Raw genomic sequence first — 25,415 nt, 5'->3', positions numbered from 1 at the left:
TTTTGTAGGTGGCAGGGCAGTTATTACCCCTGTCGTATCAAGCTCCGCCTTCATTCCCTGAAGGCGGGAACGTTCGCATAAGGAAAGTACCCGATGAGTAACCGCACCAAGACCTTGTCATTATGCGCATTGCTGGCGTTTGCCTGTTCGTTGTCCGCTCAGGCTGAGGAGGCCAGTAAGAGAAGTGAAGTCCAACAAAGTATTGGCCCCAAGCATGGCGCCACGCAGATCCCCAAGGCGCGTCAGGTGATTTGCGAGAACGACGGCGGCTATAACTACCCCGATGACGGTTCCAACATACCCAACGGCGCCTGCCGCGCCGCTTTTCTGTTTAAACAGGACAGCATCCCGGTATGGGAACGCCGGCAGATGTTTGTCGAATGGCCTGCCTATTCGCAAAACCTGGAGGGCACCAGCTCGCCGGCGGATAAAGTGCCCGATGGCCATTTGTGCTCCGCCGGGGTGGCCAAGTTTGAAGGTATCGACCAGCCGCATAAGGATTGGCAGGTTTCCAGCGTAACGGTCAAAGACGGCAAAGCAACGCTGTACTATGACGCCACCAAGATCCATGAACCCAGCAAGTGGAATATCTATATCGCCAAAAAAGAGTTCGATCCAACCACGCAAACACTGAGCTGGGGCGTACTGGAACCGCTGACGGTGACCGAGGTAATTGTTCCGCCGGGTGAAAATGCCGGGGTCTATCAGATCGAGGTAGACATTCCGCAGGATCGGGTGAACGGTCAACACACCTTGCTCTATGTGCAGTGGGAGCGTATCGATCCGGCGCGGGAAACCTTCTTCAGCTGTAGCGACGTCAGCTTTACCGCCACGCCAACTAAAGCGAAACTGATCCATAACGGTTAATGTCGCATCTCCGATGCCGGGTTTGATAACCCGGCATGTCGTTCAGCGTATTCCCGCCATTATCCGCACACGGCACAGGGCAATCTGATTGACATTATTATATATTTTCATATTATATTAAAAAATATAATGATCACATTACCGGTGCACAGGAAGATGACTCCGATTAATCAACAACAAATGCGCATTGCCGCCGCCAAAGCGACAGATATTCTCAAATCCATCGCCAATGAAGATCGTCTGCTGCTTCTTTGTCATCTCAGTCAGGGCGAGGCGGCGGTGGGGGATATTGAAACCGCGCTGGGCATCACTCAACCTACGCTGTCGCAACAGCTGGGCATACTGCGGCGTAAACAGCTGCTGGCTACCCGGCGTGCCGGCAAACAGATTTTCTATCGTATTGCCTCGGCGGACGTGCTGGTGCTGCTGACGACGCTGTATCAACTTTATTGTCCGACGACTGATAAAGAGGGAGACCGTCATGACGATTGATATCGCGCACTTTACGCCATTGCAGAGCTTTTTAGGCGGTCTGCTGATCGGCGCTGCCGTCTGGGTACTGCTGCTATTTTGCGGTCGCGTCGCCGGTATCAGTGGCATACTTGGTCGTATCTTAGCACCGGCGACCAAGGATAAAGTCTGGCAGCTGGCATTTTTGATCGGTATGGTGCTGGCGCCGCTGCTTTATCGGCTGGCCGCACCGCTGCCGGAGATTGAGATTGCGGCTTCATGGCCGCTGCTGCTGATTGCCGGGCTGCTGGTAGGGATCGGTACGCGCTACGCCTCCGGCTGTACCAGCGGGCACGGCGTCTGCGGCCTGGCGCGATTATCGCAACGATCGCTGGCGGCAACCGCGACTTTTATCATTACGGCGATGATCACCGTCTGGGTCATGGGAGCCTGATATGCACATTGTCTTCTCATTGCTTGCCGGCCTGCTGTTCGGCCTGGGTCTTCTCGTCAGCGGATTGGCCAACCCGCAAAAAGTCCTCGCTTTTCTGGATATTACCCGCGCCTGGGATCCGTCGCTAGCCTTGGTGATGGGCGGAGCTATCAGCGTCAGTTTTTTTGCCTTTCGCATGGCGAAAAAACGACGCCGACCGCGATATGCCGATAAGATGCTTCTGCCCGACGCGACACAGATTGACAAACGGCTGATCGGCGGAGCGGCGCTGTTCGGCATCGGTTGGGGGCTGGCGGGGATCTGCCCGGGACCGGGGCTGGTGCTGCTGGGCGCGGGGACAGTAAAAGGGCTGATTTTCATGCTGGCGATGGTGGCCGGTATGCTGATTTACCAATGGCTAGAGCAACGCTCTGCTAGGACGTAACCGGATCTGACAGTACGACGCATTTTGCACTACTATGACAGCAGGCCACAACACAGGAACCACCTGCGTCTATGAGTAAAAATGATCAATGTCGGCGTACCATGACCGCATCGCCACAATGGACACGCCGTTGCGATATGGTCAACCAGGCGATATGCAGCAGTCTTCCCTGGCTGGCGTCCGTCAATATCGCTTTCGCGCTGCTGGTGATCTTGCGCAATCTGCTGTTCCCCGCTTTTGATGCCACGCTGCATATCGGCGCCGTCATCCCCTTTATTATGGATGGCATAATGGCGGTAGTGGTGACGCTGTCACTTATTCTGTGGGGTGTTTCCCGCTGCGGAAAAGGTGGTGACGGTCGCCGGATCCGTTTGTGCGCCTTACTGTTGCTGCCGTTGCTGGGCGTGCTCTGGGCTATCAGCTGTTTTGGCTTCGTCGCTTATTGGCAGTTGCCGTTCGGCTGGCCGTTGGTATGCATACTGATGCTGACCGGCATGACCTCACTCTATTTTTATCCTCCGGGGTTCGCGCTGTTTCTTACCCCGCTGTGGCTTATCACGCCGCTGGCCAGCATTCAGCTTAATCATGGCGTCAACGGCCATTTTGCGGTGATATGGCTGATCTTCACCGTTATTGTGATTTACGGTCGCCAGACCTTGCTGCGCTGGTTTGATGAAGCCTGGTCACGCTATCAGGAAAACCAACTGCTGATCTCTCGCCTGGAGACGCTGGCGTTGCAAGACCCGCTGACGGGGCTGGCCAACAGAAGGGCGCTGGAATCCCATCTCGCCAGCCTGTGCGCCGTACAGGTACCGTTCGCCCTGATCATGGTCGACGTCGACTACTTCAAGCACTACAACGATCGTTATGGCCATCAGGCGGGGGATGCGTGCCTGGCGGACGTCGCCGCGCTGCTGGCAACGGCGGTCAGAACGCCGGAAGATCTGGTTGCCCGCTACGGCGGGGAAGAATTCACCCTGGTATTGGCGCACGCTAATGCGGAGCAGGCTGCGCAGGTTGCCGAACGGATTCGGGCCCGGATAGAGCAGGCGGCATTACCCCATGCCGCATCGGCAGTCAGCCGGTTGGTCACCGTCAGTCTGGGGATTGCCGCCTCGGCCGGGCGGCAGACGCCGCCGCAGATGATTGCCGAGGCCGATAAGGCGCTGTACCGCGCCAAGCAGGCAGGGCGCGATCGCTGGTCATACTGATATCACTACTGAGTGAAGTCCGGGCAGTGAATGCGTTTCAGCTGTTGCTGATACTGTTCCTGCTGGTGGTTCTTCAACGCACGGGCGGTGGCGCTGAGCGCGTCGTGGTTTTCCTTACTGTTGATGAATACCGATTTGATCTTCTCGTCCGGCACCTCTTTGGCGATCTGGCAGTGCGCACGCAGATCGTTTATCAGCGTTTGCTGATTCAGCGCAAAGGCCAGGCTGTCGTAGGCTCCGGCGGTTGCACCAAAGGCGGGCAGCAGCAGAGCGGCGGATAACACCCATGTTTTTATCATGATCTCTTTCCTCAACCGGTGAAAACATGCGTTGCCAGCGCCCCGCAGGGCGCTGGCTATTCCTTACGGAGTAACAATATTAAACCAGAACTCGAACTTATCCATATAGCTCAGGAGTTCATTGACCTTATCAGCGCTGCCTTTGATTTTCAGCCCGCCGTTTTTCTCAGCCTGTTGCAGGGTTTCCTCTTTCAGGATGATTTTATTCAGCGTGTCGCGCGACAGGGTGAGGGTGGCATCGGCGTCTTGCGCCTGGACATTGGCGGTATGGTTTAATACGCCGTTTTCCAGCTCCAGCTTATACTTGCCGCCGTCGTCGCCGAGATCGACATTCAGCACCGCTTTGGCGCCGGCCGCTTTCTCACCGTTAATGTGCACCGCCAGATAATCAAAGAACATTTCCGGCGTCATCGCTTTCACCGTATCCGGGCTGGCGGTGTTTGGCGTAGGCAGCTTCATCACGCCGTTACGCAGCTCCTGGGCGCCGGTGAGGTAGAAGTTGCGCCACGGCCCGGATTCCGCCTGATAGCCCAGCTGTTCTAACGCATCTGCCTCCAGCTCGCGTGCCGCTTTGTTTTGCGGATCGGCAAACACCACTTTGCTGACCACCTGCGCCACCCAGCGGTAGTTGCCTTTGTCAAAGTCCGCTTTTGCTTTCTGCAGGATGCTGTCGGCGCCGCCCATATATTCGACGAATTTCTTCGCCGCTTCTTCCGGCGGCAGTTCATCCAGCGTCGCCGGGTTACCGTCAAACCAGCCGAGATAGAGCACGTAGGTTGCCTTCACGTCATGGCTGACGGAGCCATAATAGCCCCGGTTTGCCCAAGTGTTTGCCAGGCTGGGCGGCAGTTTAAAGTTGGCGGCGATCTCATCGCGCGTCAGCCCTTGGTTCGCCATACGTAACGTCTGGTCGTTGATATAACGATACAGGTCTCGCTGGCTGCGCAGCAGCTTCTGCACGTTCTCATTGCCCCAGGTTGGCCAATGGTGCTGTGCCAGGATAATCTCCGCCTTATCGCCCCACAGGGTCAGCGCCTCGTTGATATATTTAGACCAAGGCAGCGGCTGACGGATCTTGGCGCCGCGCAGTGAATAGGTGTTATGCAGGGTGTGGGTGACATCCTCTGCGGTTTCAATCAGTTTCTTCTCTTCGATATACCACAGCATTTCTGCCGGTGCTTCAGAGCCGGGCGCCATCATAAAGTCGTAGGTCAACCCGTCGATGGTGCGTTTTTCACCGGTTTTGGTGATGTAATCCGTTGGCGCAATCAGCGTCACGGTGCCCGCGGAGGTGGTGGTGCCGAGACCTGCGCCAACCTGGCCTTTAGGATCGGCTTTCAGCAGGTTGCCGTACATATAGCTCGCCCGGCGGCTCATTACGTTGCCGGCCATGATGTTTTCCGATACCGCTTCTTCCATAAAGCCGGCCGGCGCATAGATCTTCACCTTGCCATTTTTGACATCCGCCTCATCGACCACGCCGCGTACGCCGCCATAGTGGTCAACGTGGCTGTGGGTATAAATCACCGCCACCACCGGTTTTTTACCACGGTTCTTATAATAGAGATCCATGCCCACTTTCGCCGTTTCTGCAGAGACCAGCGGATCGACCACCGTGATACCTTCTTTACCTTCGATAATGGTCATATTTGACAGATCGAGGTTGCGGATCTGGTATACGCCATCGGTCACTTCAAACAGCCCGCTGATATTAATCAGCTGTGATTGACGCCATAAGCTGGGGTTGACGGTAGCCGGCGCTTTTTCATCTTCTTTGATAAAGGCGTACTGCTGCGGATCCCAGATCACGTTGCCGGCTTCGCCCTTAATCACTTCAGCAGGCAAGGGAGCAATAAACCCTTTATGCGCATCGCTGAAATCGGTTTTATCGGAGAAGGGCAGCTGGTCGTAGAGTTCCGCATTGGTTTTCTGCGTCGCCGAGGTGGCATCCTTCCTGGCGTCATCGGCCGCATACACGCCGGGAGATAGCGAAAACGAACCGGCCAATATCATACACAGGATAAGAGGTTTCAGTTTCATAGTATCCTCAGAGGTTATCTTCAACAGTGTGATAGATAATGAAATCTTGTGCCGCATCACCTGGCGGCGCGCAGCGTTGGCTCTCCGGCAGGCGTCGAAGTAAGTCATTTTTTGACGCGACGTCTTAAACGTAGATGAAAACTGGCGAACCAACGGATAAATCACACAAAAATTTGATCTGATTGGGTAAATTCAGAGAAACCAGCATGTGACAATGTCACTTTGTTTTATTGAATATTCAGGTTTATGTTAAATCATGGGTGAGGAATGGCCTGATTACATCAGGGGGAACCGGACATTGATTTGATAAGTCGACAGCATGATACCAACCCGTACTAGAAGCCGATTTTCTTTCCGTATAAAGAACAAATCCAAACAAGGATTAAGTTAGTCTTCGTTTGTTGACAAAATAAACAAAGACAATTATCATCCCCGTTAGATGACTCACCTTATACGGAGTACCGGACGATGGCGTACATCACCGTCAGTGTTGAATATGGGATCCATTGCCTGCTGTGGCTGGTTGATAATCCTCAGCGCGCGCTCAGCAGCCGTGAGCTGGCGGAGTTGCAGGGGATCTCGCCAAGTTTCCTTGCCAAGATTTTTCCGCGGCTAGAAAAAGCGGGAATAGTTACATCAAGTGAAGGCGTGCGCGGCGGGTACCGGCTGGCACGCCCGGCAGACGAAATAACCTTCCTCGATATGATTGACGCAATTGAAGGGCACAAACCTCTGTTTGAGTGCCAGGAAGTCCGTCAGCGCTGTGCGATCTTTGATAATCCGCCGCCTGACTGGGCGGTATCCGACAGGTGTGCCGTGCATGGGGTAATACTTCAGGCAGAGAAGGCCATGCGAAACGCTCTTGCCAAACAAACGCTTGGGTCGGTGGCGGCCAGATTCGGACGAACGGCCCCGGCGGACTTTTTCAGTGAGGTTAATATCTGGATGGATGAGCGCATAACGGAACGAACTTCACGCAGCGGGAAAGCGCCACGCAATAAGCCTTAAACATCCCTGTTTCTAAGCATTACGTTTTTATCCCGTCTCTCCGGAGACGGGATGGGCTTTCTGTACCCGTATAACGGTGATAGAACGGCACTGTTTATCCGGAATATGTCCCGGGCAGTCTGGCTGCTCGGTTAACTCTGTCCTTGAGGAATGATGCTATGAAAAAAACAATTTTAATTGCCGGCTCTGGTTTCGCCGGATTCTGGGCCGCCATTGCCGCAATGCGTGCTGTTTCACTTGCCGGTAAAGCGGATGAAATCAGTGTCATTATGGTATCACCGGCGCCTAACGTAACTATCCGGCCACGTCTGTACGAAGCGGTACTGGAAAATATGGCGCCGGATATATCCGCACAGCTAGCTGTTACCGGAGTGCAATATGTGGCAGGGCGTGTTGAGGGGATTGATACAGACAATAAAAGGGTGACCGCAAGACTGAATGACGGGCAAGAAATGGCGCTCGCGTATGATCGCTTTGTTCTCGCAGCAGGCAGCTATGGTGCCATTCCACCGGTATCTGGCTTTGCCGAACACTCTTTCAATGTTGACACGCTGGAAGGTGCGCAATGCCTGGAAACTCATCTGCTGGACCTGAAACACAAACCGCATACTGCCGCACGCAACACCGTGGTAGTAGTTGGCGGAGGGCTTACCGGATTGGAGAGCGCCACGGAAATGCCGCAACGATTGCGTGCCATTCTTGGCAATGAAGATGTACGGGTAGTGATTGTCGATAGCGCTGCAGAGGTCGGTGCCGGTATGGGAGCAGAAGCATCTGCGGTTATTCAGCAGGCATTACAGGAATGTGGCGTAGAACCTCGCGCTAGTGTGCGTGTAACTGCGGTTGACGCGGGTAGTGTCACCTTGTCAGACGGAGAACAGATTGCTGCCGACACGGTGATACTGGCGGCAGGGATGCGGGCAAGCCCGCTGACGGAACAAATTCCGGGCGAACGGGACAACAGCGGGCGTGTTCTGGGTGATGCATATCTGCATGCACCTGCTGCACCGGGCGTTTTTGTTACCGGGGACACGGTGAAGGTGCCAACGGACAATGCGGGCAATTACAATGTGATGTCCTGCCAGCATGCCATGAGTCTGGGTCGTGTTGCCGGGTATAATGCAGCAGCAGAACTGACGGGGTTACCACTACATCCTTACAGCCAGCCGAAATATGTGACCTGCCTCGATCTGGGAACGTGGGGAGCATTATTCACTGAAGGCTGGGAACGCAAGGTGCTTGTTACCGGGGCTGAAGGTAAAAAGATTAAACAGGAAATTAATACCCTGTGGATTTACCCACCGAAAGCTGATCGCGACGCCTTGTTCGCCATAGCAAACCCGGATTTTGTGATTGTCCCTTAAAACTGAAGGTGGAAGCGGAAATGTTTTCACCTTTATCGTCGGCTGAAACTTGAATATTTCGTTAAGCCTGTGGGATGCCAAAGCGCATCCCACTACATTCCCGGTCACCATAATTGCTATCAAGCCGTGTATATCATGGCGTAGACCATCAATTATCGGCCAGGATGAGATGAGCAACTAGTTTATGCGCAGTACCGATGCGCTGGCAGGAAGAACGTACCTGCGGGATAGAATGTACAAAGGTGGAATTACGTAGAAAACCCCATGATAAAGCCCAAAGACACAGACTCCGTGTACCGTCACATAGGTGCGCATAATGTATATTATGTTAAATAACCTACATCGACCAATAACTTCACAAAGCCTTATACCACCACTACAGATCAGTCAGTTAGCTTTTTGAGACATGTCGCATTTTTCCCATTATGTTTATAGTAGTTTTTGGTTTATATACATTATGTTCTCAGGATTAATAGTTCATGTTCTCTCTCGCTCAACTTGATGTGCCTGGCCATCAACGCCAGTGGATATTAATGGATGTGACGACCTGTTTGCCCCTTCTCTATCCATTACGTTATTGCGCTGATCAGAAACGTCCGGTGATGCGGGGTTCGTATGCCGTCGCTGTGGCATTTCTCGGCCCACATTGCGTAAATGGTGGCGCAGATATCTGGCTCAGAGCATCACTGGTCTGGAAAGTCATAGCCGACGCCCTAAGCGCTCACCATCAACGAAAACCGGCGCTGGCGAAGTCGCTCTGATTCTGGAGTTACGCTCCCGGCGAAATCTGGGCGCAAGGCGGATTCAAAGCGAGTTAAAACGGCCTCATTCAATCTCACTGGCAATAGCAACAATCCACAAAGTCCTCTGCCAGAATCAGGTGAAACCTGTTGTTAAATTCCGGCGTAAAGGTGACTTCATTCGCTACGAACGCCCTGTTCCCGGTGACCGGGTTCAGATGGATACCTGTAAAATTGGCCCCGGCTTATATCAGTACACATCTGTTGATGATTGCACTCGCTACAGAGTACTGAGGCTCTATTCTCGTCGCTCGGCTACAAACACACTGGATTTTATTGATTGCGTTATTGAAGAAATGCCTTTCCCGATACAGCGCTTTCAGACAAACCGGGGAAGAGAGTTTTTTGCCGTTAAAGTGCAGGCAAAACTGAAAGAATACGGCATCAAGTTTCGTCCAAATAAACCAGCGTCGCCTCATCTTAACGGCAAAGTTGAACGTTCCCAAAAAACAGACAAAGCTGAGTTTTACGCGACCGTAGATCTCTCTGCTGATGACCTGAAGGAGCTGCTGCAGAATGGCAGCATTACTACAACTGGGAACGTCCTCATAGCGCTCACAACGGTAAAACTCCGATGGAGCGCTACTTTGAACTTGCTGAGAAAACGCCATACTCCGACACCGTTCACGCAAACTATCAGCCCAATGAAGAGCATATACAGGAACAGAATTATAAGCTTGAACTTGAGCTGAGAAAATTGAAACGATGTCTATGAATCACACAAATCAGTCTGCAACGATTTTTAAACCATTGCCGAAATTGCGCCACAGTCATGGGGCTTATCAAAACCAGTGATGCTTTTGACATATTCAGTAATCAGCGCACCAATAATCTTAACTGCCTCCTTGTTCGTTGTGATGAAGCCCAGTGGCATCGTCACAGGCAACGTTTCGGGTTGAGAAATATGATAGATAACAGCAGATAACTCATCCTCAAGATGAAGGATCTCAACATTACCATCTAACAGTCCTTCAACTAGCCCTTTAGCGCACGCGTGGAATTGCCCAAGTTCATGCTTCCACTGTCTGGCAACTCGGACATCACCTGCATCCTGGACGGGTACGTACAGCACCGGTTTATACAACCGCTTATCCTTCGTAGCTGACCTGTTAAGAAAATCGCTCAGGCTTGAGATAAATCGAACACTCTTTGACCAGTAGGGATCTGATGGTGCTACCCAGACGAACGGGCTACCGCCATAATCGGTTTTGTCTCTGATACGCTGATTAAGCACCGGTGCCAGAGCTTTCTGCAGCTTTTCCCAGTTGTTTTTAGAATAAACCGGGCCTAAAAAAGTCGTCCTGCCTGAGTCTGAGTATTCTTCCATTGCCTGCATATCCTTGATAAATAATGGATTAAGCTGATTCGTTTTAGAGTCAAACAGCTTAAGCGTAAGGTCATCGTTAATGGATACCATGGCCTTAAAAATACTCATGGTATTGTTATGTCGTGATAACCTAGCTATCTCAACAGCCATTAACTCATGAACACATTCCGAACTGTTTAACTGTTCATAGTCTTCACGCTCGACAGCCTTACCATCGTTATCCATTTTAAATTCCGTTGTTAAACGGAGCGGTATTTGCCGCAGCTTATTAACAGAATTAACGGTATAGATAGAAGGTTGTTCTTTTCCGCCCTGAACCTGCAGGTGAGACAGGTAACCTTTATCCAGGATTTGATTAAACTGGTACTGAAAGTGCTTCTCAACCAGTTTCTCACTTTGAGAAATGTTGTTGTCATCAACCTTTAATGTTAACCCTCCCCTCCAGTGGTCCTGGAAAGTCTGGTTGCTGAAGCAGCTAAATGTGGCTAAATCAAAGGATAAGGTACCATGTTCCGGAAATTCCATATTCTGAGTAATGCTTCGCTATTTGCTGATATTTCTGATTTTGCCAAGTATTCCCGATACACCTTTTTAGGATGTTCGAAAATCATATCCATAGCTTCGAAGCCATTAACCCTCAGGGCTTTTGGCGCTGTCTGAGGCCCTAAGAAAAGGTTATCAAAAAGGGGAAAATCTTTGTTTAGAACCTGGGAGTCTGGATGGGGTCTGAAGTAGTTGTTGAATGTATTTCGGTCAGCAAATTTAAGAAAATCTGTTAACGAGATTGTATGGTGACGTTGTTCTTCCGGTAACTCACTGAAGTCCGCATTGCCAGTCATCACAACAAAGAAATGTACAAATGGAACATAGCCTTTGTTCGTAAAACGGTCTGCCAGACGCTTGAGTTTGTTGTCCAACGTGAACTTTTTGCCACGGGTCACGCTTACTGGCGAGCGTCCCATGTTTTTGTCACCCTTATACCAAGTCTCTCCACGCGCAGTTACAGGCTGATGATTCCAGTCCTTCAACTCAACTATGATCACATTGCAATGCGTAACAATGACTAAATCAAATTCACCTTCTTTTTTTGCCTCAACAAAACGAAAACCTGCATAACCTTTCCAGGGGAACATTCCATTGCCGGTAAAACCGTAGCTTTGTAGCTGCTCGCCAATTGAACCGCCACGAACAGGATTGCTAGGCTTTGATACGTTGACTGAAAAAGCAGCCTTTATTTTCTCGATAGCCAACACTTCCTGCTCTTGTAAGCCACCATCCCACATTTCTACTTCCAACGGAGTTCCCCTTAGATTTCATCTAAATTTGCTTAAAAAGTCAGGCCATTTATTCTGGTCATGTAAGGCAAAGCGAAGTTTTGCCTCCCATCGGCCGTTCCAGTCCGTGCTTCCGTTCAAGCCCGTCACCAAGAGTTCTTCAAGAGCCTGTACTATTTCCCCCCGAAGGGATGACACTCCTCACTAACTATTAATGTGTCTAAATGTTATCAAAAATTATAGATTTTTCAAGAAGGTAGTCAGATACCTCCTAAAATTTTACGTGCTTGGGTATGCGATTGGAAATGGTTTATGAACTGAAACAGAGCGAACCTTAAGCTTCCCTACCGATATATCCTCAAGTATTCCCAGCCAGCTGTCAGAACGCTACCGCCATCAGAGGTATCATTTCCACTTAAGTATCGATGTATCCAAATGTTACCAAACCTCATGGATTATTCAAGAAGACAATCAGATAACCCTTAAATCTTGATGGGGCTGGTTATGCGGTTACGGCGGGGAATGGTTCATGAACTGGAGTAAAGTAAGCTGACAGAGAATGTCCATAAGAAGCGGATTCTCTGTTAGTTCATGAAGTTAACTGGAAATTAGTTTATGTTTTCATTAAAAATATTCATTTAAGTCAGAGGCATATTGAGAATACCTCTTATGAACTGGATTCTCACACAACATAAGTCAAATTGAATTAATGGATGCGCACCTGGCTACCCCTTGGCTCTCTATCTCACCTCACCTTCAACCTTTGCCAGATTTGCCAAGGTTTATATCCCTTGGCCATCATTCTGGTTTAAAGGTTCTCCAGGCTCAATCATCGATCGCCGTGCCCTGATGAAAACGCATCTGCCAACGAGCTCCTTTTTCTGATGACGACCACAGCCAGATTGACGAACGTTCCGTACGACGCACCACCTTGCCACCGGTATCACGCTGAAAACTTTTATACCTCAGCAATGCGACGCCTTCGCCAATCATCATGCAGCAACTCGCCAACGATCTCTGTGTTGTTACGCATCGCCGGCAGATGCAGCTGAACCTCCAATGACTGGAGTACCGACAAAAGCCCGCAATAATCGGTCAAAACGCCCGCCTATTTTGATCGCGCTACGTGAAATCTGAGAATGAATGGCTATCTTACCTCTGCAGATTTCACCAAAACGCACGATTTATTTAATACCTCTTAATAACATAACTGCGGCGAAATTTATGCGGAGTCTTCGGAAATTTTAATCTCTTTCATCTTTTCAGCACGGTATTGATTGGAGTTACACAGAATTATACTGGTCTCTGCTTTTCCATGTTTCTCCAGCCATCTATCCTGGCGCCAGGTTATTCCAGTCCCCCTGAAACAGTAACCAGCTACCTCACCCTGTGACCTCACTCACAACTCCGGTACAACGCCGGAAGAGAGCAAAAAATAGGAAGCGTATAAACAAAGGTGAGCAAGCCGCTGCTCTAGCCTGCTAGGTATACTCAGGACGAAGCCAATCTGAATGAGTGAACAATAATGAAAACCACAGAAATTGCCTCTGACAGTTACGTAAAGGTCAGCATTAGGGAAAAAATAGGATACGGGTTTGGCGATCTGGCCTCCAACCTGTCGTTTGGATTTGTCTCTCTATTCTTGCTGTTTTTCTATACAAATATTTATGGCATTACCGCCGTTCAGGCGAGTTTGATCTTTGTGATCGCTCGTATCCTGGATGCGATATTTAACATTTTCGTCGGTTACTTGATTGATAAAACCCATACCCGCTATGGCAAGCTACGGCCTTACCTACTGTTTGGGGCCGTGCCATTGGGCATTCTGACGGTGCTGTGTTTCAGCACCTTCGACAGCGAATTCAAGTTTTACTACGCGCTGATTTCCTACACCATCTACTGTCTGGCCTACACCTCGGTCAATACCCCCTATTCCGCCATGACCAATATGTTGACTCAGCATGAAGGTTCGCGGGCATCATTGTCGGTCTATCGCTTTGTGTTAGCGATTGTCGGTTATCTGATTGTCTCTACCAGCGCAGATTTACTGATTTCGCAGTTTACCGACCAGAAGATGGGGTATGTGTTTGCTGTCAGCAGTTTCAGCCTGTTGGCGACTTTCTTCTTCCTGGCCTGCTTTGGCATGACCAAAGAACGGGTGATTGGCCTGCCGGATCAAAAGCCCCCCACGTTAAAAGAAATGGTCACCGCAGTCTCTGGCAACTTACCGTTAATCAACCTTTCTCTGTTCACCGTGTTCTTCTATATCGCCTATACGGTGTGGATGGCCATTGCGATTTACTTCATCAAATACACCCTGGGCGATGAAACCTTTACCGCCAAGTTCTTTGCCATTCAATCCGCTGCCTACGTGGCAGGCACCATCGTGTCAGAAAAACTCATCAACATCATGGGTAAAAAGAAAATGGTGCAATTGGGGCTGCTGATCGGGATTGCCGGGGTGATGTTCCAGTATTTCCTGGCAGGTGATAACAGCTACCTGATTATGACCGGCGTTTGCCTGTTCAGCGTTACGCTCGGGATGGGGTTTGTCGCGATGTGGTCGATGGTTGCCGACACTGTTGAATTTGCTGAATGGAAGCATGGCGTACGCACCGAAGGGGCTATTTACGGCTTCTTTAACTTCATCACCAAAATTGCCATGGCGATTGGTGGGGGCTGTGCCGGACTGATGCTCGACTACTTTGACTACTCCTCCGAGCATATCAGTGCCAATGCGTTAAACGGCATTAATTTAATGATGACCCTGTTCCCTGGCCTGATGTTTGCCCTGGGGATGGTGTTTATCTTTTTCTATTCCCTGGACGAGAACACCTACCGGAATCTCATTAAAGACATTGAATCGCGCAAGCTTAACGCGCTGTAACATTGCAGGTAATTAACATGAAAAGAGAGTTTCAGGCCATCATTGCGGCCATGACCGCCGAAGAAAAAGTGGCGCTACTCAGCGGCAGCGGCTTGTGGCGCACCGCCCGCCTCCTGCAGCATGGTATTGAAGACATCGTCATGACGGATGGCACCTATGGCGTTCGTTACAGCACCAGCCAGATTGAACAAGGGGAAAACTGGAATATCACCGATTTCCTCGCTGTGATTGGCCAAAGCGCAGGCGACGTTGAACAGGAAGAACAGAAAGGAGGATCTGAAGCGCTGTTCAGTAAATCCAAACCCGCCACCTGCTTCCCCAACGGCTCTACGTTAGCCTGCAGTTGGGATAGCGATCTGGTGTACAAAATGGGTGAAGCGTTAGCAAAAGAGTGTCAGGAGATGGGAGTAGGTATTTTACTCGGCCCAGGGATCAACATCCGCCGCACGCCATTGGCTGGCCGAGGTTATGAATACTACTCGGAAGATCCTGTGGTCAGCGGAGACATTGCTGCCGCATTAATCAACGGCCTGCAAGACGGCGGCGTGGGGGCCAGCCTGAAGCATTTCGCCGCCAATAACTCGGAGTTTCGACGCACCGAAATGGATTCGGTGATTGAGAAACGGGCGCTACGCGAGATTTATCTCAGTGGTTTTAAACGCGCTATCGATAAATCCAACCCCTGGACGGTGATGTCATCCTATAACCGACTCAATGGCGTGCAAACCTCGCAGGACCCCTGGTTACTGACCGAAGTGTTACGTAACGAGTGGCAATATGACGGACTGGTGATGTCCGATTGGTATGGCATCAAAGATCGCCCTACCTCCTTACTGGCGGGTAACGATCTAGCTATGCCGGAAACACAGCGCGATAAGCAGGAACTGCTGCAAGCGATCGAACAGGGAGAAATACCAGCAGAAGTTCTGGATACTGCCTGCCTGCGCATGCTGACGCTGATAGACAAAGTGCAACAACACCGCAAACCGGGGACTCAGGCCGACTATCAGCGGCATCATCAGTTGGCGCAGCAGCTTGCCGCCGAATCCCTTGTTCTGCTGAAAAATGAAGATAACATCCTGCCGTTACAGCCAAACAAACAGCGCACCGTCGCCGTGTTGGGTAAACCGGCGCAAGAACCGGTGATCCAAGGCTCTGGCTGTGCCACTACCGTACCTTACATGCTCGATCGGCCTCTTGATGAGATTTTTGACGTGGCAGGCAGCGATTTCAATATCGACTATGCCATCGGTACCCCTGAAGATAACGTTATTGATGAACAAGCGTTGGCGCTGGCCGTTGATACCGCGAAAAATGCCGATGTTGCCGTGGTTTTCGTCAGTACCGCCATTGGTGAAGACGGTGAAAATGGGGATCGCAAGGATTTGAATATCCTGCCTAGCCATGAGGCGCTGATCCGAGCCGTCGCCAGACAACAGCCCAATTTGGTGGTCGTACTTGCCAACAGCGATGCCGTGGTAATGCCCTGGCTGTCCGATTGCAAGGCCGTGCTGGAAACTTTCTTTGCCGGACAAGGTATGGGCCGGGCCGTGGCCGATATTATATTTGGCCGGGCCAACCCTTGTGGCAAATTGACCGTGACTGTGCCCAATACGCTGGAAGAGACGCCAGCCTGGCTCAGTTATCCAGGTGAAGACCTACGCCATCATTACAGTGAAGGACTGTTTGTGGGGTATCGCTATTACGATCGTCGTAAACTGGTGCCGCAATTCCCGTTTGGTTTCGGCCTAAGCTATACCACATTCAGCTACGCCAATCTGACAACCTCGGCGGCACAGCTTGAGGAAGGTCAGTCGCTGACCGTCAACGTAGAGGTAACCAATAGCGGTAAAGTAGCGGGTAAAGAGGTGGTGCAACTCTATCTTTCCGCACCATCAGGGGAACTGTTGCGTGAAGAGCGGGCCTTGAAAGCCTTTGCCAAAGTTCATCTTGAACCGGGTGAAACCAAGACCGTGAGCATGGTGCTCAACTGGCAAGATTTTGCCTGTTTCCATCCTGGTATGGCCGACTGGGTAGTGAATGCGGGTGAATATCAGTTGCACGCGGCTCGTTCTTCACGGGATATTGCGATTAGTACGACGGTCAACGTACTGGCGCAACCCTTTTATCTGTCGTTAAGAACGGATAACTCATTGCAGCAGTTGCTCAACAATCCGCCGGCTTTTGATCGGGTGGTCAAGTTGTTGGTTAGCAAAAACAACCTGCCGGAATCGCTTGTGAGGGAAAAACTGATTGCGGTTGCCCCCGATCTGTTCTGCGGCCTGTTTATTGCCCTGACAGAGTTCCTGGCCATTGATATTACTCGGCAGGAGTTGGCGTCCGCCTTGCAGGGCAGTAAGGCAGAGGGTTAAAGCCCGCCCATTCCCTCTCCCTTGGGGAGAGGGAATCATTACGCATTTACGTTGTTAACTCACGGGGATTAAGCCGATGTTTCCTTTTTCTGTCACACAGCGGCCAAGGCTAAAATCGCAACAGCAAGCGGTCGCAGCAATCCATGAAGGTAGCGGTTATGAGCTGATCTCATTTGATGCCGAGAAGCTGAACGTGTTCGCCGCGGAGGTTTACTACTGTGAACCGCACTGGCACTCGGCGCCTGAGCTTATCTGCATTCTGTCGGGAGAATTCTCCGTGACTCTGGGTCACGCCACTTCGCTCGCAGCGGCAGGCAGCATGCTCTATATCAATCCGGATGAAATCCACTCGTTAGAGGCTCGCGCGCCAAATAGCCAACTGCTGACGATCCAGTTCGCTCCAAATCTGTTTGATGAACTCCATCCGGCCCCTCAGCTGGATTACGCCCTATTTCATCAGCAGGAGCCTGGCGAAGACCAACAGATTCGCAGCTGCGTGCTCGCTTTGCTTGAACATCTGGTTCACGCCCAATCTTCGTTTACCCGTATTGCTCTGGTGTATCAACTGTTGAGCTCACTGGCGGCGGCAAGAGAAAAACAGGCCGATCGGCAACAGATGACGTTCAAAAAAAAAAGACCAACAGCTAGTTAAATACGGCATCGAATTTATCAATCAGCATTTTGACGACGAGCTGAATTTGTCCACCGTTGCCGATAACGCCGGTGTCAGTTACCACCATTTCTCACGCACGTTCAAAAAGATCAGCGGCTACAATTTTAAAGAATATCTGACCATGGTCAGGATTAATAAGGCCAAACTGTTGCTGAAAGACACCAATATCCCGATCACCGACATCAGCTACACCTGCGGTTTCAGCGGTCATAAACAGCTGATTTTTGCTTTCAACAAGTATTGCCGCATGACGCCAACAGAATTTAGAAAAAGCTACCTGACAGCAATCAACTCTGCAGCAGAAATGCAAATCATGACAAATTTCTGTTGCCTGCCGCTGGACCCGCAGATTGTCGCACTCCTGCGGCAATTACCCCCATCAGCTACTTGAGCGCTGTCGAAAACATTCTACAAAATAGAAAGAAACTTTATTCTGAAAAGAGACCACCCTGAATAGTTAAATTCCGTGAACGTTACCTTGTCCAGGTTCGTATGGAATTCCCCGGCAAAGCCGGGGACGCCGTGGATTTATTACGGCCAGCCGTATTATTTCTCATCTTCAGATATCAGAAACGCCAGGTGGCTGAAAGATTACCTGCGATCGAATCATAGCCAGAACGAAACAATTCGCTTTCAATCCCGATGCCCAACTCGACATCAGTGTTGATTTTATAGCTCATTCCAGCCTTAACCCCCAGTGTGTCACGGCCAGTCACCTGATTCCTGGAACTAAACCCTGTGCTGCGATAGTTGGCGAAAGAGGCTTGTTGCACTATATTGCCATCCAGCAGTTCATGATCCCAGGTAAGCTGCAACTCAGCTGCAATCGACGCCCCTGAAGCGAGCGGCAAATTCCAGTTACCATTCACCCCGATACTCGATCGCAGAGTATCGAAGGTCTCCGAACCTAGCACCAGCCGGCTGCCGTCATTACCGCTTTCTTTCACGCCAGGGCGATGTAATGTGGTGTAATTTAATGAAGTTACCGGTCCGGCGTTCACATTATCATTCAGCGCCCAACGATAGCCCCCGCCGGCCGTAATAGAGCCTGACCATCCAGTCCAGGTGGCATGGTGGCTTGCTCTGTAAGTTTCTACATGAATGTTTCTATCCAGCCAGCTGTCTTCAATGCCGAATCGGCCATTGCCGAATAAATACATCCCTTCGGACCTCTCAACGCCGTAACGAGCATGAATACCCAGATCGAAAGCAGTGGTTTTCCCATTCGCGGTTTCTGGTGATTTAACCGTCACCGATTGGCCGCTGACCGCACCATGAAAGCCATAAATCCAGTTGCGATCCCGATCGTTTTGTTTTTCGGCGCCAAACACCATGCCATAACTGCTGGCGTCGTACCCTACACTACCACCCTGACGCTGCTGCCAGAAGCCGCCGCCAAAGGGTATGGCAAAGCTGCGCCATTCGCCTTCCGCCAATTGTTTCCGCGTAACGACAGGATTAAGCCCGCCGATGATCCGCGTTATCTGCTGTTCACGGTGAAGGGAACTCGCGAACATGGCGCTATAAGCTTCCGCAGAAAGTTGCTGCAAGGCATCGCTGATACTCCCGCCATCAGTGGCCGAGAAATCCAGAGTACGGTACAACGGTTGTATATCCGAATTGGCTTCCGCCACAATTTTATCCAGCGCCTGCCCCACCTGCCGCGCATTATCGTCCTGCGCATACCGGCTGTACGCGTTGGAAGCGCGCAGCATCGAGAGCTGCCAGCTATTCTCTCCCTGAGGCGTTGTCTGCAGCGCCAGCGTGGGTGAGCGGAGCAAGCTGTTCACCGTACTGAATTCGCCGCTGTACGAATCTGCTTTTAGCAAATCTTGCGAATCCAGTCGCCAGTTTGCCGCATACCAGTCCGGCTGCGGCGCAAACGTCAGTTGACCGTTGAATTGTGCGTGACCGTCCACTCGCAGCGTATCATGCCTACCGCGACCGTCGACTTCCAACAGCAACTGTCCGGTATCCCCCTGTTGATAAGCGCCTGTTATATTGATTTGCCCAAGTGAATTGCCCGGCGCGAGGACCCCGTTATTTAAAAAGCGTCCTTCCTCGTTCAGGGTGTAGCTGCCGTTGCCGGATAGTATGGCACCCGGTGAAATAGTCATGCTGTAAATCTGAAAGTCGCCATTAAGCGAGGTTTTCCCTCCGTGCGCGTTCAGTGCTAGATTATTGATACCTTCAATGTTTCCACGGTAAGTAAAGCTGAAATCAGAATCAGCACCATCCGTCGCCTGCCCATGCGTATTGGCCTTCCGACCGAAGGTAAGCTGCGTCAACCGCGGTTGGCCGTAGGCATCCCGCTGGGCGTAGTCCGAGTAAATATCACCTTCCAGCCGGGCGCCATTTAATATATTTATATTACCGACCAGCGCATTTGGCGAAATATAAATCGCCGCGCCTTTACCGGCAACCCGTCCGCTAATGTCGGCATTATCTACCAGGGATCCCTGCAACTCGGGTAATAATGCTTCGTTATACCCGTCGACGATATGGAGCCAGGATCCACGATAGTCCACTTCGTTCCCCAGGAGATTATTGCCAAAATCAAAGCTGATAGCGACGCCATTAGCTCCTAACGCCTGAATATCGCCACGTTGAATAAGGTTATGCTGTTTACCGTAGGCAAACATCACCCCACGGCCATTCACCCCATCGGCGTAAACCCGTGTTCCAGGTTCGATGCTCAGGGTGTTATTTTGCCCATCAACGCGGACACCCGCGCCGCCAGCTCCTTGTGTCAACAGATCCGCTTGCTGAAAGATATGGTTATTGCTGCCATACACGTGCAGGCCAACCCCCAACGTTGCGGTGTTATATTGCCCTGCCAGATAGCCATCCCCCTGCTGATTACGCAGAAAATAGCCATTATGGTTAATGAGAGTTTGCCCATTGCCATATAGCGAAAAACCGAAAAAGTTACGTCGGTCAATCTGATACCCCATGTCCTGCAGCAACGCCAGTTCTGCTTCCATAAAAGTTGTGTAATTGCGGTAGTTCTGGTGGCTCATCATGCTGTTTTTCAGCTCGATATGGCTCATGTAGTTATCATCGACCGAACCGTCGTCTCCCAACATTTTCACCGGCACGCCAGGCATGGCGCCTGCAAGCACTTCATCTACGTGCCTGCCTGTGAAATAGCCTTTATCGAGCCGTACATCAAAGCCTTGCTGATCCCATGGGTTATTGCATCCATTACACAGTATTACTTGCCCTGGTCGGGCAGGATTGCCACGATCGTCGCGCAGATGGCTGGTCCAGGAGCCAAAAGGCTCAGTATAGAAAGTGGGCGTGAATGTGCCACTTCCTTGCAGATCGGTAACCATATTGGATATTCCCAGGCCATGGGCCAGCTCATGAACAGCGACGCTGACCAGATCAGTCTTTCCTGTGCGCGGCAATTGCGCAGGCACATAGGGAACGTCGTCAAAATCCAGTTTGCCCATGATGAACTGGGCATGGGAGCCGAAGGTCAACTCTCCGGTATCAATGCCGTTTAAAGCCCCCTGCAGTTGCGTCAGACTGATAACACCATTGCTTACTGAGTCGCTGGATCCCGCAGCATTATTAACGTCAAACGTACCGATATTGATAATGGCGGGCAATTGCCCCGGTCTGGGGGTGATAACTTCAGCCCAGTAACGCATGGCATCGAGTATTTTTTCTTTCTGTTGCTGACCCAGATCCCAGGTTGACTCAGAATCTATCGGCCAATTCGGCATAAAGGGTCCGTCGCCAACATTAAAGAAACGCACTTGAAATACAGCAATATTTTGAGGGTTATAGACCAGATAGCTTTCTCCTGCATACAAATTATTGCTGGCTAATAAACCAGTTAATGCAGCCGTCATAAAAAAACTTTTCATACCAACCATCCTTGTGTAAAAAAGCAAACTTCTACGTCCGTCAATATAAGCTCACATCTGAACTTAATAAATCATAAACAAATATGATAACTATCGAGATGACTTGATAATTTATAACAATAGGAGACCTTGCTCTGCGATAGCCTCGTCTTCCAGTATTTTATAAACGGGAGGGCAGCATACGGAGCAGATTGAAAATATCGTGCGTAATCGAAAAGCGTGACGGATTGCCTTATCAACGGCATCACACTGAGAAATTACGCGTTGCCGGCAGATGCAGCTGAACCGCTACGTATAAACAATTAGCTCGTTCAGCGTTTTTAATCTCACCAAATACACCTAAATCTTCAGCACCCCGTCAATCAGCGTACAGCTCTGACCGCCAATCCACGGCTCATCGCGAATAAAACTTACGCTGACCCGGCCCTCGCGATGCAGTTGAGTGCCTTGCCGGACCTGATATCCCTGTGCCGTTACACCACCGTCGGGGAAGTTATTGGTCTGCAGCAAACGGGCCAGACACGCATTGGCGCTGCCGGTCACCGGATCCTCGACCAGCTTGTCCCACTCCACCAGAAACGCCCGTATCTCGTAATCTGCGGGATCGCCGGATGGATAAGCGCCATAAATCACCACGCCGTCAACCTGATAATCAATTTGCATCTTCTTAATCATGGCCTGGTTTGGCGTCATCGCCAGACAGGATTGCGCGTCTGGCATACGCACCATCAGCCAACGGATGCCCATGTCGGCCACCACCGGCAGAATCTCTGTAGCCATTACCGCCGGTTGAAAATCGGCCGCCAACTGCTGCCGTTCCTCAAGTGTCAGCGTGCGCAGCGTGACCTCCGGCGCGGCAAACGCCAGCGTGCCTTCCGGCAGGATATTGACCGCCACCAGACCGACTCCGCATTCCTGCATCATCACCCCCGGTTGTTTGGTCACCAAACCAGCTTCCAGTAAGGCATGGGCCGTGCCCAATGTCGGATGCCCGGCAAAGGGCAACTCTTTTTCAGGGGTAAAGATGCGCACCCGGTAATCTGCGGCCGGATGCGTCGGCTTGAAAACGAAGGTGGTTTCCGAAAGGTTGGTCCAGCGCGCTAACGCAAGCATCTGCGCTTCATCCAACCCTTCCGCTTCCAGGATCACCGCCAGGGGGTTTCCCTGCAGTGGCGAGGTGGTAAATACATCAATCTGTTTGTAGGCGCGTGGCGTTACGTTATCACTTTTGAGCATTTACCCTAATCCGCTAGGTTTTACTGAGAGGGTTCTCAATCTACCGAAATATGCAGATTATTCAATAGTTCAGTCGGATATATACACCTTAACATGTGGATCCCGGACGTTGCCGGGATCTTATACACTTGACGAGACGTTTAACTCTCTCCCCCTGCTTTCAATGCCTTGAAACCTGCCTGCGCCGACCGTTTATCTTGTTCTCCATGCAATGAAATGCGCGAGGTTTCCGGCAGCGCCAGGCCACCAGCCAGCGCCAGTAATGCCACCAGCGCCAGATAAAATGCCGGTGACACGCTGCTGCCGGTGTAGCCGATCAGCCAGGTCGCGACTAAAGGCGCCGTTCCGCCAAAAATTGTGTAGGCCAGATTATAAGTAATCGCGGAGGCGGTATAGCGCGCTCGGGTGGGGAAAACTTCCGAGAGCAGCGCCGCCGTCACCACGCCGGACAATACCGCCCCGGTCGCCAACAGCAGATCGCCGAGAATCGCTGCCCAAAGATGGCCTGAGCTGGCCAACTGCCAGGCAGGATAGACGCTCAGTATCACCCAGACTCCGGTCAGGGCGACGGTTTTTCTGCGCCCTATCCGATCGCACAGCGCACCGACCGGCGGACACATTCCAGCGGCAAACAGCAGCGCAACGGTGGAAACCAACAGCGCGGCAGCACGGCTAAAATGCCCTTCCAGTTGCAGGAAGGTGGAAAAATAAGTGGTGAACATATAAAACGACAGCGCCGTCAAAGAGATAAACGCCCCCAGCCGCAAGATATTCCCCGCCTGCTGGCGTAACGTCTCGCTTAACGGTGCGTGGGCAGTGGCGGATTCAGCAAGCGCCGCGCGAAACGCCGGCGTCTCTTCCATACGCAGCCGCAGATAAACGCCAACCAGGCCGAGCGGTGCCGCCACCAGAAAAGGAATACGCCAACCCCAACGGCTCATCTGCTCCGCGCTCAGGCTGGCATCCAGCAGATAGGTAATCGTCGCCGCTGCGGCAAAGGCGGAAAAGGTAGAAACCGTGATAAAACTGCCGTACCAGGCGCGTTTGTGGTTAGGGGCATGCTCCATCACATAGGCGCAGGCCCCGGCATATTCACCACCAGCAGAAAACCCTTGAACACAGCGGGTTAGCGTCAGAAACAGCGGCGCCAGCATGCCAATGCTGGCATAGGTGGGCAGCAGACCAATGATCGTGGTCGATCCCGCCATCAGTAACACGGTTAAAGACAAAATACGCTTGCGGCCCAGTTTGTCGCCCAGCATACCGAATATCACCCCGCCCAGCGGGCGCAGTGCAAAAGCCACGGCGAATACGGCGAATGTCTGTAACAATGCCGCCTGCGGCAGATCTGCCGAAAAAAATTGTTGCGCGATGATCGTCGCCAGAAAGCCATAGACGGCGAAATCAAACCACTCGACGAAATTACCAATCGCTGCGGCGGTTGTCACCTTACGCAGCGTGGCTGCCGAGACGGGCGTCATATTATCCATAGCCATCTTCCCCTGTTTGGGTGTTCTAACCAGATGTAGGTTGAAATTACAGGGGAATGCGCTTCCCCTGCGCGGTTATAGCGTGGAATATTCAGTGTCTTTTTGATTCTGTCGTTAAGTCATTAGTCCATTATTGATAACAGATTAACTTCTAATTCGAAAATTAATGACAGACAAGTTCAACCGCAGAGTCGCATAAAGTTTTTGGGTGTTCAACAAAACCGTCGTCACACACCAAATAACAACAATATTCACGAATGAACCCATTAATAAAACACAATAAACATCAATTAGTTAGATAAGATCATTGGCTACCATATGATTTTCATTTAGAGAAAAATACTGGAGGGATAACATTAATCGCTGCCGGTTTGGTCGCTTGCTTAGGATAACCTATTGATTTTATTTTTTATTACGGCGTGATTTTTTAGGGAGGCGCGCCAGATATTAAATACTATTTATTCACCTGTCGCTTTTAGATATCGAAGCGTCGTTTTTCATGTTTTTATATTTTATTTAAAGCCTATTATAGGCCATTAACATCTGCTAATCCGATTGCAATTAAAATACCCCCTAAATTTAAGTTTTCACTATTTTTAACGCCACTTTCACTTTGTCCCGAGTAGCGCTATTTTTGCTGCCGAAAGGAAACGTTCGGAAATTTCATCCCCTTCCGTTGCCCTTGCCAACATCAACGCCCCCGCCATCAGCGCTAGCTGTGTCAGATGCTTGTCGGCAGGCGCCGTATCCGGTTTATCTTCTTCAATCGCGGCCAGGCGCTCTGCCATTTTTTTGACGCCGGCTTTGTAAGTCTCGCGAACCGGCTTTTCACGATCTTTACGCAACACATCGCTGGCCAGCGCCGAGACCGTACATCCGCTACGGGTGTTATCACGGTGTTCCGTTGAAAGATAGTATTCAACCAGTTGTGCAAAGCTGCCCATGTCGCCTTGATCCAGGAAAGCATCCGTATCATCAAATGCCTGGCGGCAGGCCAACGCCTCTAACTCATCCTTGGAACTAAAGTGCCCATAAAAGCCGCCATGGGTCAGGCCGACGGCCGACATAATGTCGTTTACGCTGACACCGTCAAGCCCCCGCTGACGAAACAGTTCTGAGGACGCTTTAATGATATTTTTCCGGTTATGTTCCATCTGTTCTTTAGATACGCGTCCCATTTTTCCTCCTGTAGCCCGTAATATCAGCGCGGATCAATCGCTCCAACCGCCGCATCCCCAGCCTGTCTGGCGTGCGGCGGGATGATGTTAACATACTCCGCCTCGCGGCAGAGAGCAGCAATCTGGTGGATATAAGCCCATTGCTTCTCATTTCAGCCGCCCTGTGTGGCTAGTGTGGATTCACCG

At 51.1% G+C, this 25,415-nt stretch carries 19 protein-coding genes and 2 pseudogenes; 12 read left to right on the top strand and 9 right to left on the bottom strand.

Annotation, left to right across the window (positions count from 1 at the left end; genetic code table 11):
* Positions 1–93: 93 nt before the first annotated feature.
* The 5 genes from FO014_RS21815 (at position 94) to FO014_RS21795 (ending at position 3,406) form a co-directional block, all read left to right on the top strand.
* Positions 94–867, top strand: coding sequence for a lytic polysaccharide monooxygenase auxiliary activity family 9 protein (locus FO014_RS21815; protein ID WP_160031041.1), 774 nt, complete (start codon positions 94–96; stop codon positions 865–867).
* Positions 868–1,023: 156 nt separating this feature from the next.
* Positions 1,024–1,359: an ArsR/SmtB family transcription factor gene (locus tag FO014_RS21810; protein ID WP_246168028.1), complete on the top strand. Its 336-nt coding sequence runs from the start codon at positions 1,024–1,026 to the stop codon at positions 1,357–1,359.
* Positions 1,349–1,771, top strand: coding sequence for a YeeE/YedE family protein (locus FO014_RS21805; RefSeq protein WP_160031040.1), 423 nt, complete (start codon positions 1,349–1,351; stop codon positions 1,769–1,771). The genes FO014_RS21810 and FO014_RS21805 overlap by 11 nt, the downstream gene beginning before the upstream one ends.
* Before the next feature lies 1 nt (position 1,772).
* Positions 1,773–2,195: a DUF6691 family protein gene (locus FO014_RS21800; protein ID WP_160031039.1), complete on the top strand. Its 423-nt coding sequence runs from the start codon at positions 1,773–1,775 to the stop codon at positions 2,193–2,195.
* A gap of 71 nt (positions 2,196–2,266) precedes the next feature.
* The gene (locus tag FO014_RS21795; protein WP_160031038.1) at positions 2,267–3,406 is read left to right on the top strand and encodes a GGDEF domain-containing protein; all 1,140 of its coding nucleotides are present in this window, start codon (positions 2,267–2,269) and stop codon (positions 3,404–3,406) included.
* 5 nt (positions 3,407–3,411) lie between these two features.
* Here FO014_RS21795 and FO014_RS21790 read toward each other — a convergent pair whose 3' ends face one another.
* On the bottom strand, positions 3,412–3,705 hold the full coding sequence (locus FO014_RS21790) for a YicS family protein (RefSeq protein ID WP_160031037.1): 294 nt from the start codon (positions 3,703–3,705) through the stop codon (positions 3,412–3,414).
* A 63-nt stretch (positions 3,706–3,768) separates the two neighbouring features.
* On the bottom strand, positions 3,769–5,745 hold the full coding sequence (locus FO014_RS21785; protein WP_160031036.1) for an alkyl/aryl-sulfatase: 1,977 nt from the start codon (positions 5,743–5,745) through the stop codon (positions 3,769–3,771).
* Between the two features lie 468 nt (positions 5,746–6,213).
* Here FO014_RS21785 and FO014_RS21780 point away from each other — a divergent pair, with 468 nt between their 5' ends.
* From FO014_RS21780 to FO014_RS21770, 3 genes and pseudogenes are all read left to right on the top strand, one after another.
* Positions 6,214–6,753 carry an RrF2 family transcriptional regulator gene (locus FO014_RS21780; RefSeq protein ID WP_160031035.1) on the top strand — a complete coding sequence of 180 codons (540 nt, stop codon included), beginning with the start codon at positions 6,214–6,216 and terminating at the stop codon, positions 6,751–6,753.
* A 158-nt stretch (positions 6,754–6,911) separates the two neighbouring features.
* Positions 6,912–8,117 (top strand): NAD(P)/FAD-dependent oxidoreductase, encoded by a 1,206-nt coding sequence (locus FO014_RS21775; RefSeq protein WP_160031034.1) that lies wholly within the window; start codon positions 6,912–6,914, stop codon positions 8,115–8,117.
* Between the two features lie 589 nt (positions 8,118–8,706).
* Positions 8,707–9,632 (top strand): annotated as a pseudogene (locus FO014_RS21770) (IS481 family transposase); the annotation flags it as partial.
* A gap of 27 nt (positions 9,633–9,659) precedes the next feature.
* Here the strand turns inward: FO014_RS21770 and FO014_RS21765 are convergent.
* The 3 genes and pseudogenes from FO014_RS21765 to FO014_RS21755 form a co-directional block, all read right to left on the bottom strand.
* A complete protein-coding gene (locus tag FO014_RS21765) occupies positions 9,660–10,769 on the bottom strand; it encodes a hypothetical protein (RefSeq protein ID WP_246168026.1) in 1,110 nt (369 codons plus the stop codon).
* Positions 10,751–11,527, bottom strand: a pseudogene (locus FO014_RS21760) (nuclease-related domain-containing protein); the annotation flags it as partial. The gene FO014_RS21765 and the pseudogene FO014_RS21760, both read right to left, overlap by 19 nt.
* Positions 11,528–12,343: 816 nt before the next feature.
* Complete coding sequence (locus FO014_RS21755; protein ID WP_325964099.1) at positions 12,344–12,514, bottom strand: hypothetical protein; 171 nt, start codon at positions 12,512–12,514, stop codon at positions 12,344–12,346.
* A 529-nt stretch (positions 12,515–13,043) separates the two neighbouring features.
* Here FO014_RS21755 and FO014_RS21750 point away from each other — a divergent pair.
* From FO014_RS21750 to FO014_RS24085, 4 genes are all read left to right on the top strand, one after another.
* Positions 13,044–14,405: an MFS transporter gene (locus FO014_RS21750; RefSeq protein WP_160031033.1), complete on the top strand. Its 1,362-nt coding sequence runs from the start codon at positions 13,044–13,046 to the stop codon at positions 14,403–14,405.
* 17 nt (positions 14,406–14,422) lie between these two features.
* A complete protein-coding gene (locus tag FO014_RS21745) occupies positions 14,423–16,777 on the top strand; it encodes a beta-glucosidase family protein (protein ID WP_160031032.1) in 2,355 nt (784 codons plus the stop codon).
* 76 nt (positions 16,778–16,853) lie between these two features.
* On the top strand, positions 16,854–17,429 hold the full coding sequence (locus FO014_RS24090; protein ID WP_246168024.1) for an AraC family ligand binding domain-containing protein: 576 nt from the start codon (positions 16,854–16,856) through the stop codon (positions 17,427–17,429).
* A 46-nt stretch (positions 17,430–17,475) separates the two neighbouring features.
* The gene (locus tag FO014_RS24085; protein ID WP_246168022.1) at positions 17,476–17,841 is read left to right on the top strand and encodes a helix-turn-helix transcriptional regulator; all 366 of its coding nucleotides are present in this window, start codon (positions 17,476–17,478) and stop codon (positions 17,839–17,841) included.
* A gap of 175 nt (positions 17,842–18,016) precedes the next feature.
* Here FO014_RS24085 and FO014_RS21735 read toward each other — a convergent pair whose 3' ends face one another.
* From FO014_RS21735 to FO014_RS21720, 4 genes are all read right to left on the bottom strand, one after another.
* Complete coding sequence (locus FO014_RS21735; protein WP_160031031.1) at positions 18,017–21,325, bottom strand: autotransporter outer membrane beta-barrel domain-containing protein; 3,309 nt, start codon at positions 21,323–21,325, stop codon at positions 18,017–18,019.
* Positions 21,326–21,664: 339 nt separating this feature from the next.
* The gene (locus FO014_RS21730; RefSeq protein ID WP_160031030.1) at positions 21,665–22,561 is read right to left on the bottom strand and encodes a PhzF family phenazine biosynthesis protein; all 897 of its coding nucleotides are present in this window, start codon (positions 22,559–22,561) and stop codon (positions 21,665–21,667) included.
* A gap of 140 nt (positions 22,562–22,701) precedes the next feature.
* Entirely contained in the window at positions 22,702–24,051 is a 1,350-nt protein-coding gene (locus FO014_RS21725) for an MFS transporter (RefSeq protein WP_160031029.1), read from the bottom strand.
* Positions 24,052–24,659: 608 nt separating this feature from the next.
* A complete protein-coding gene (locus FO014_RS21720; protein WP_160031028.1) occupies positions 24,660–25,229 on the bottom strand; it encodes a TetR/AcrR family transcriptional regulator in 570 nt (189 codons plus the stop codon).
* Positions 25,230–25,415 lie beyond the last annotated feature (186 nt).

This window comes from Serratia rhizosphaerae (assembly GCF_009817885.1).
Taxonomy (GTDB): domain Bacteria; phylum Pseudomonadota; class Gammaproteobacteria; order Enterobacterales; family Enterobacteriaceae; genus Serratia_B; species Serratia_B rhizosphaerae.
The sequence above is the reverse complement of the archived record's forward strand: the minus strand, read 5'-3'. Positions and strand labels throughout refer to the sequence as shown.